The 327-nt window shown below is 48.6% G+C and carries 1 pseudogene; it reads right to left on the bottom strand.

The window, feature by feature from the left end:
* Positions 1-327: pseudogene (locus NXS07_RS21070) on the bottom strand (IS110 family transposase); the annotation flags it as partial.

A 327-nucleotide genomic window follows, 5' to 3' on the forward strand; every position in this document is an offset into this window, starting at 1 on the left:
CGTGAACCATCACCAATATAAGCCAGCCGTGTTGCGCTCAACCGTTCGCCAATACCGGGAATACTTTCCAGTAACCCCTTATTTTTCTTCAGCGAAGGCGAGTCATCAATGTGCTTTTTTATTTTCAATTCGGTGTCTTTGAGCTCTTGCTTTAGCAGGGTGATTATCTTTGCATGAGAATCACAAACAACTTCCTCCGCCACGGAGAGGCGATTCTCTTCCGTCAAAAGCATTTCATTCAGCTTATTGCGATGGCGGACTAAAGCCAGTAATTGGCGTTCACAAAGCGGCGCGGGCTGCCATGCCGGAGGATGCTGACTGGCGCAA

Origin of the sequence: Xenorhabdus bovienii, from assembly GCF_024721015.1 — a bacterium.
Lineage (GTDB): Bacteria > Pseudomonadota > Gammaproteobacteria > Enterobacterales > Enterobacteriaceae > Xenorhabdus > Xenorhabdus bovienii.